The 6680-nt window shown below is 67.2% G+C and carries 6 protein-coding genes and 1 pseudogene; 3 read left to right on the plus strand and 4 right to left on the minus strand.

What is annotated here, in order from left to right:
• Positions 1-223: 223 nt before the first annotated feature.
• Complete coding sequence (locus VFG33_RS13910) at positions 224-712, minus strand: Lrp/AsnC family transcriptional regulator (protein ID WP_325026322.1); 489 nt, start codon at positions 710-712, stop codon at positions 224-226.
• Positions 713-829: 117 nt separating this feature from the next.
• Here VFG33_RS13910 and VFG33_RS13915 point away from each other — a divergent pair, with 117 nt between their 5' ends.
• Genes VFG33_RS13915 through VFG33_RS13925 form a run of 3 tightly spaced genes read left to right on the plus strand, consistent with a single transcriptional unit; the run spans position 830 to position 4505 of the window.
• Positions 830-1918 (plus strand): thiamine pyrophosphate-dependent enzyme, encoded by a 1089-nt coding sequence (locus tag VFG33_RS13915; protein WP_325026325.1) that lies wholly within the window; start codon positions 830-832, stop codon positions 1916-1918.
• 2 nt (positions 1919-1920) lie between these two features.
• On the plus strand, positions 1921-2907 hold the full coding sequence (locus tag VFG33_RS13920) for an alpha-ketoacid dehydrogenase subunit beta (protein ID WP_325026327.1): 987 nt from the start codon (positions 1921-1923) through the stop codon (positions 2905-2907).
• Entirely contained in the window at positions 2904-4505 is a 1602-nt protein-coding gene (locus tag VFG33_RS13925; protein WP_325026329.1) for a dihydrolipoamide acetyltransferase family protein, read from the plus strand. Before VFG33_RS13920 ends, VFG33_RS13925 begins: the two co-directional genes overlap by 4 nt.
• Here VFG33_RS13925 and VFG33_RS13930 read toward each other — a convergent pair.
• From VFG33_RS13930 to VFG33_RS13940, 3 genes and pseudogenes are all read right to left on the minus strand, one after another.
• Positions 4502-5209, minus strand: a complete 708-nt coding sequence (locus tag VFG33_RS13930) for a TetR/AcrR family transcriptional regulator (RefSeq protein ID WP_325026331.1) — start codon at positions 5207-5209, stop codon at positions 4502-4504. The two genes, VFG33_RS13925 and VFG33_RS13930, sit on opposite strands and share 4 nt — an antisense overlap.
• Positions 5210-5294: 85 nt before the next feature.
• A complete protein-coding gene (locus tag VFG33_RS13935; protein ID WP_325026332.1) occupies positions 5295-6092 on the minus strand; it encodes a S1 family peptidase in 798 nt (265 codons plus the stop codon).
• A 154-nt stretch (positions 6093-6246) separates the two neighbouring features.
• A pseudogene (locus tag VFG33_RS13940) lies at positions 6247-6680 on the minus strand (MFS transporter); the annotation flags it as partial.

Here is a 6680-nt window from a genome sequence, read left to right on the forward strand (position 1 = left end):
CCGACCGACTGCGGACCACAGCAGATGGGCCCGGCCACTCGATCCGGGCGCCGCAAACAGCCGGCGGTACGACGCGCGCAGTGGGCGTCACTCGGGCGTTACGACGGCGCCGAGGTCGGCCAGGGTCAGCCGCTCCCCGGCTTGATAGGGCCTTCTCGACTTCCTCCGGGCGCTCAGGCGTCCGCCGGCCGCCGCACCGGGTAGGCCCGGATGTCCCCAGGGATTACAGGGTGCCGAGGTCTTCGAAGATCAGGGCGGTGCGGGTGCCCAGGACTTCGGGGATGGCTTGGAGTTTTTCCAGGACTACCCGGCGGAGGCCTTCGTTGTCGGCGGCGCGGACCAAGAGGATGGCGTCGAAGTCGCCGCCGACCAGGGCCATGTGTTTGACCTCGGGGATCGCCTGGAGTTGTTCGCGCAGGGCTCGCCAGGAGCTCTGACGGAGACTGAGAGTGACGTATGCCGAGGTCGCCAGCCCGAGCTTCAACGGGTCCACCGTGGCGGTGAAGCCGGTGATCACGCCGGTCGAGGTGAGTCGTTCGACCCGGGCGTAGGCGTTCGCGCGGGAGATGTGCACCTGGTCCGCCAGGGCCCGGATCGACAGCCGGCCGTCCCGGCTCAGTGCCTCGACGATCTGCCGGTCGAGCTCGTCGAGCGCCGGAGCGACGACCATCTGTCCAGCAGCCATCGCGCTGACCGTCACGTCGTCGGACATTCTGCTCCCAATGCGAATCCACGGAGACCATTCATCTCGTGATTCTTCCAGCTATGGATCCGAATGGCCAGAAGTAGAACGATGAGACATCAGTCCGTCTTCTGCGCAGGAGGGTCCATGGCCACCGTCGAGGAGCGTTTGCTCCCCTCCGCCGAACCAGTCCAACTGATCGACGAGCACGGGGTGCCGCACGACAATCCGCAATACGGGATGCCGTCCGCGGACCAGCTCGTGGATGGTTACGCACAGTTGGTCGCCGGGCGGAAGATCAACGACCAGGCCGGCGCGCTGGTCCGGCAGGGGCGGCTGGCGGTCTATCCGTCGTCGCACGGGCAGGAGGCCTGCCAGATCGCCGCGACGATGGTTCTGGGCGAGCAGGACTGGCTCTTCCCGACCTACCGCGACACGGTCTCCATCATCAGCGCCGGGGTCGACCCGATCGAGACACTCACGCTGCTGCGCGGCGACTGGCACTCCGGGTACGACCCGTACGAGCACAAGGTGGCTCCGCAGTCCACGCCGCTGGCGACGCAGTTGCTGCACGCTGTCGGAGTCGCGCACGCCGCTCGGCTGAAGGGCGAGGACACGGTGGTGATGGCGCTCTGCGGTGACGGCGCCACCAGCGAAGGCGACTTCCACGAGGCGCTGAACTTCGCGGCCGTCTTCAAGGCGCCGGTGGTCTTCTTCATCCAGAACAACGAGTACGCGATCTCGGTGCCACTTGCCCGGCAGACGATCGCGCCTTCCCTTGCACACAAGGGCATCGGGTACGGCGTACCCGGGGAGCGGGCCGATGGCAACGACCTCGCCGGGCTGCTCGCAGTACTGGGACAGGCGGTCGCAAAGGCACGGGCCGGGGAGGGTCCGCAGTTGGTCGAGGCGCACACGTATCGCGTGCAGGCGCACACCAATGCCGACGACGCGAGCCGGTACCGCGAGGACGACGAGGTCACTCCGTGGCTCGAGCGCGATCCACTGAAGCGGCTGGATGCCTATCTGACCGAGCGAGGTCTGCTGGGCGACGAGAAGAAGGAAGAGGCCGCCCGGGCGGCTGACCGGATCGCCGCCGAGTTGCGAACCGGGTTGATGGAGGAGGTGTCGCCGGATCCGGCCGAACTGTTCGCCCATCTGTATGCGACGCCGACCCCGCAGTTGAAGGAGCAGGCGGCGTTCCTGCAGGACGAGCTCGCGCGGGAAGAGGCCTGATCATGACGCACCAGAAACTCACCATGGGCCAGGCGCTGAACCAGGCGCTGCGGGACGCGATGAAGGCCGACGACACCGTACTCATGTTCGGCGAGGACGTGGGCGCGCTCGGCGGGGTCTTCCGGATCACGGACGGGCTGACCGCCGAGTTCGGCGAGGATCGTTGCTTCGACACCCCGTTGGCCGAGGCCGGCATCGTCGGGATGGCGGTCGGGTTGGCGATGAACGGGATGCGGCCGGTGGTCGAGATGCAGTTCGACGCCTTCGGGTATCCCGCTTTCGAGCAGGTGGTCAGTCACGTCGCGAAGATGCGCAACCGCACCCGCGGCAAGGTGACACTGCCGATGGTGATCCGGATGCCGTACGCCGGTGGGATCGGCGGGGTGGAGCACCACTGCGACTCGTCCGAGAGCTACTACGCGCATACTCCCGGGTTGACGGTTGTTGCCCCGAGCACCGTTGCGGATGCTTACAGCTTGTTGCGTAGGGCAATCGAGTTCCCTGACCCGGTGATCTTCCTGGAGCCCAAGAAGCTTTACTGGGCGAAGGAAGAGGTTGATCTTAGTGTGGCGGAGCCCGGTATCGGGACGGCCGTCGTACGACGTGCTGGCGCCGACGCGACTCTGATCGCGTATGGACCGACGGTGCCGGTCGCGATGGAAGCGGCTGAGGCGGCTGCTGCGGAAGGTCGTCAGCTGCAGGTAGTCGATCTGCGGTCGATCGTGCCGTTCGACGACGAGACGGTGTGCGCGGCAGTTCGTAGTACTGGACGAGCGGTGGTTGTTGCCGAGGCGAGCGGGTTCGCGAGTGTGTCGTCGGAGATCGTTGCCCGGGTCACCGAAAGGTGTTTCCACTCGTTGGCGGCGCCGATCCGGCGGGTGACGGGATTCGACATTCCGTACCCGCCGCCGAAGCTCGAGCGGCACCAGTTGCCGGGCGTGGATCGGATTCTCGACGCGGTGGACGATCTGCAGTGGGAGGACTCGTGACGACACAGACCTTCCTGCTGCCGGATCTCGGTGAAGGGCTGACGGAGGCGGAGGTTGTCCGCTGGTTGGTTGCCGTTGGCGACGTCGTGGCGGTGGACGCGCCACTCGTGGAGGTGGAAACCGCCAAGTCCCTCGTCGAGGTCCCGTCGCCGTACGCCGGCGTGGTCGCAGAACTCCATGGCGAAGAAGGCACCACGATCGACGTCGGCAAACCCCTCATCACCATCGGAACCTCAACCACCCCCGCCCCTGCGGTTGAGGCGTACCGCGAGGAAGAGAAGGCCGGCTCAGGAAATGTACTGATCGGCTACGGAACCCCCGCAGGTACTGGTTCCGGCCGTCGGCGCAGGCCGCGGCAGTTGGTCGGAGTGGGATCGGCACCCGCCGTACCCGCGGTACCGGACGAGCGCGCTGTGGAGGCGACGGCTGGAGTTGCTGTACCTGCGGTGCCGTCTGGGCGTGTTGGGGCGGCGCCGGCGACTGCTGTACCTGCGGTTCCGGCTGGAGGTGCTGAGCCCGCGGTTCCGGCGAATGGTGGTGTGCCTGCGGTGGTCGCTGGGGGCGCTGTACCTGCGGTTCGGGCGCGGCGGGCGGTGCCGTTGGTGATTTCGCCGCTGGTGCGGCGGTTGGCGCAGGACGCAGGGGTGGACCTTCATCTGCTGGATGGTTCGGGCGCCGGTGGAGTGATCACCCGGCGGGATGTCGAGCATGCGATCGCCGCTAGAGAGGCCGGCGGCACAAACCTGCCGTCCGCCGCGCCAGCTGCGGGTGCACCTGCGCCAGCAGCCACGGGAGTGCCGACGTCCGGTGTGCCTGCGCTCGATGCAACGCCTGTGCCTGCGTCCGCCTCAGCGCCTGTGGGTGCGGCTGCTCCTGGTGGGGTGGTTGATTCGCGGACGGGGTTGTTGGAGTTGCGCCGGGAACGGGTTAGTGGGTTTCGGAGGGCTGTGGCTGCGACATTGAGTCGTAGTCGGGCCGAGATTCCTGAGGCGACTACGTGGGTTGATGTGGACGCTACCGCGCTGATCGAGTTGCGGGAGTCGTTGCGGACGGCAAGTGATTCCGGTCCGGGGCTGCTCGCGTTGATGGCGCGGTTCGTGGTCGCGGGCCTGCAGAAGCATCCGGAACTGAACGGATTCGTCGATACCGAGAGGGATGAGCTGGTTCAGTACGACGGGATCAACCTTGGGCTGGCGGCTCAGACGGCGCGCGGACTCGTAGTACCGGCTGTGGTTGGGGCGCACGCGTTGACTACGCGTGGGTTGGATGCGGAGATTCGGCGGTTGACCGCGTCGGCTCGGGATGGGCGGCTGACGACGCATGAGTTGTCGTGCGGCAGTTTCACGCTGAACAACTACGGCAGCTTCGGCGTCGACGGCAGTGCGGCGATCATCAACCATCCGCAGGTGGCGATCCTCGGGGTCGGGCGGATCATCGACCGGCCGTGGGTGGTCGACGGTGAGCTCGCCATCCGCAAGCTCACGCAACTGTCACTGGTGTTCGACCATCGGGTCTGTGACGGCGGTACTGCCGCGGCCTTCCTCCGGTTCGTCGCCGACGCCTTCGAGAACCCGTCCTCCGCCTTCGCTGACATCTAGGTGAGCTGGCGAGGGCGAAGGCCGATGAGGATGGCACGGAGGCCGGTGGTGAAGCGGGCCTGAGGGCCGGAGCGGTCCTCGCTGGAGAGGTAGGCCGTGAGGGTGGCGGCGCCTACGCCGAGCTGGTCGCCGGCGCCGCTGGCCCAATCCTGATCGGTGAGTCCGCTGCGCCGAACCGTCGCGGTCCAGGCGGCGTCAGTCACGGCCGCGCCGATGACGTAGTGGAAGACAGCAGAGACGGCAGCATCCAGATACACGCCTTTGAAGCCGGCTGACTTCAAGATCAACAGAATCCGCTCCGCGTAGGCCTGATAGTTCGGGCCGAGCCCGGCATGGCTCGCGAGCAGTTGCGGTGCCCAGGGATGCGCGGCAAGCACCTCGTACGCCGCGTGCGCCAACGTCGTGAGCTGGTCCCGCCAATCACCGTCGTCCGTGGCGACTAGCGCGTCCCCAAGGACTGTGTCGACCGCGAGTTCGAGGAGATCGTTCTTGTTCGCCACTCGCCAGTAGAGCGCCGAAGTTGCCGCGGTACCGAGCTCGGTCGCCATCCGTCGCATGGATAACTTCTCCAGCCCTTCGCGATCGAGGATCCCGATCGCGGCCCGGACGATGTCGTCGCGGCTGAGTGGCGCTCTGGTCCCGCTCGGCTCGGCCCGCAGCCAGACGGACCCCAGCACAGTCTTCTCGTCCGCTGCCCGCACCATGCCGACCACACTAACTGAAACAGTGTTCTAGGAGCTAAGACACTGGTTTAGTGGCCGGCCCCCGTGGGACCGGCCACCAAACGGGCTAGTTGTTGATCTGGGTTTGGAGGGCGGTGGCGTAGGAGGCGACCTCGGCGTACACGCCCGGGTTGCCGGCGTCCGCGCAGCCGATGCCCCAGGAGACGACGCCGAACAGGCGGCCGTTCAGGACCAGCGGGCCACCGGAGTCGCCCTGGCAGGAGTCCTTGCCACCGGCCTTGTACCCGGCGCAGATCTCCCCGTTCGCGACGTAGCCCTCCCCGGCGTACACCTGACCGCAGTACGAGTCGCCGAGCACCGGCACGAGCACCTTCTGGAAGCGGTCCGCCGGACCGGTGCCCTCGGTTTCGCCCCAGCCGTACACAGTCGACTGGGCGCCGACAGCGTCAGCCGCGCGGCTGGTCTCCAGCGGCAGCGTCGCCACCCCGGTGAACGGCGTGGTCAGCGTCAGTACTGCGACGTCGTGGCCCGCCACCTGCCCATACTGCGGGTCCTTCCAGATCTTGGAGATCTTCGAGGTCTTGCCGACCGTGGTGTTCAGGTTGTCCCGACCCTGGATCGCGGTGTACGTGCTCAGTGGCTGCGTCACACAGTGGGCGGCGGTGACGATCTTGTTCGCCTTCACCAGGGTGGCGCCGCAGTACTGGCCGCTGGGGACCGGGGAGCGGCTGTTGTTGAGCGCGATCGCCCACGGCGTCTGCGCAGTACTGGCGAGGGAGCCGCCGACGATGTTCGTCACAGGTGGGGGCGTCTTCGCCTGCGCCGAGCCGATGGCGCCGGCCGACGCCACGGCGACCAAAGCGGCGACGAGAGCCGCACGGGCGAACTTGAGCTTTCCTGTCATGCCTCACACTCCAGGTTGGTCATCGACTGCTTGGGCGGTGCAGCCTCTGACGGAGAAGAGTCGCCCGTACACCCTGAGTAGTGCAAGCGATCGACGGGGCACAACGGTGACGGGTCAGTCCTGTGTCACCCGGCGCCGTTCCCGCTGACCAGCTTCAGGCGGTGGTGAGAATGGGGGTTGGCTCGGACTCGGCGGAGCGCTGCCGACGGTCCAGCAGGCCGGAGATCAGGGCCACTGTCAGGCCGGATACGGCCAGTCCCGCCCCGACCCAGTTGGGGGCTGTGTAGCCGAGGCCGTGCTCGATGGTCAGCCCACCGAGGTAGGCACCGGCCGCGTTGCCGAGGTTGAAAGCGGCGATGTTCGCGGCGGAGGCCAGCGCCGGAGCGCCCTTCGCCTTGTCCATCACCCGCTTCTGCAGCGGCGCCGCGGTGGCGAACCCGGCCGCACCGAACAGCGCGATCGTCACCGCGGCCAACAGCTGCTGATGCGCGGTGAAGACAAACGCGACCAGTACTGCGGCCAGCAACGTCAGGATCACGGACAAGCTGGGCATCAACGACCGGTCCGCCGCCTTGCCGCCGATCAGAT

This window comes from Kribbella sp., from assembly GCF_035687465.1.
GTDB lineage: Bacteria > Actinomycetota > Actinomycetes > Propionibacteriales > Kribbellaceae > Kribbella.

Excerpts from the sequence above, each read along its gene's own strand:
- VFG33_RS13910 (WP_325026322.1), bottom strand. The coding sequence starts at position 712 with ATGTCCGACGACGTGACGGTCAGCGCGATGGCTGCTGGACAGATGGTC.
- VFG33_RS13915 (WP_325026325.1), top strand. The coding sequence starts at position 830 with ATGGCCACCGTCGAGGAGCGTTTGCTCCCCTCCGCCGAACCAGTCCAA.
- VFG33_RS13920 (WP_325026327.1), top strand. The coding sequence starts at position 1,921 with ATGACGCACCAGAAACTCACCATGGGCCAGGCGCTGAACCAGGCGCTG.
- VFG33_RS13930 (WP_325026331.1), bottom strand. The coding sequence starts at position 5,209 with ATGGTGCGGGCAGCGGACGAGAAGACTGTGCTGGGGTCCGTCTGGCTG.
- VFG33_RS13935 (WP_325026332.1), bottom strand. The coding sequence starts at position 6,092 with ATGACAGGAAAGCTCAAGTTCGCCCGTGCGGCTCTCGTCGCCGCTTTG.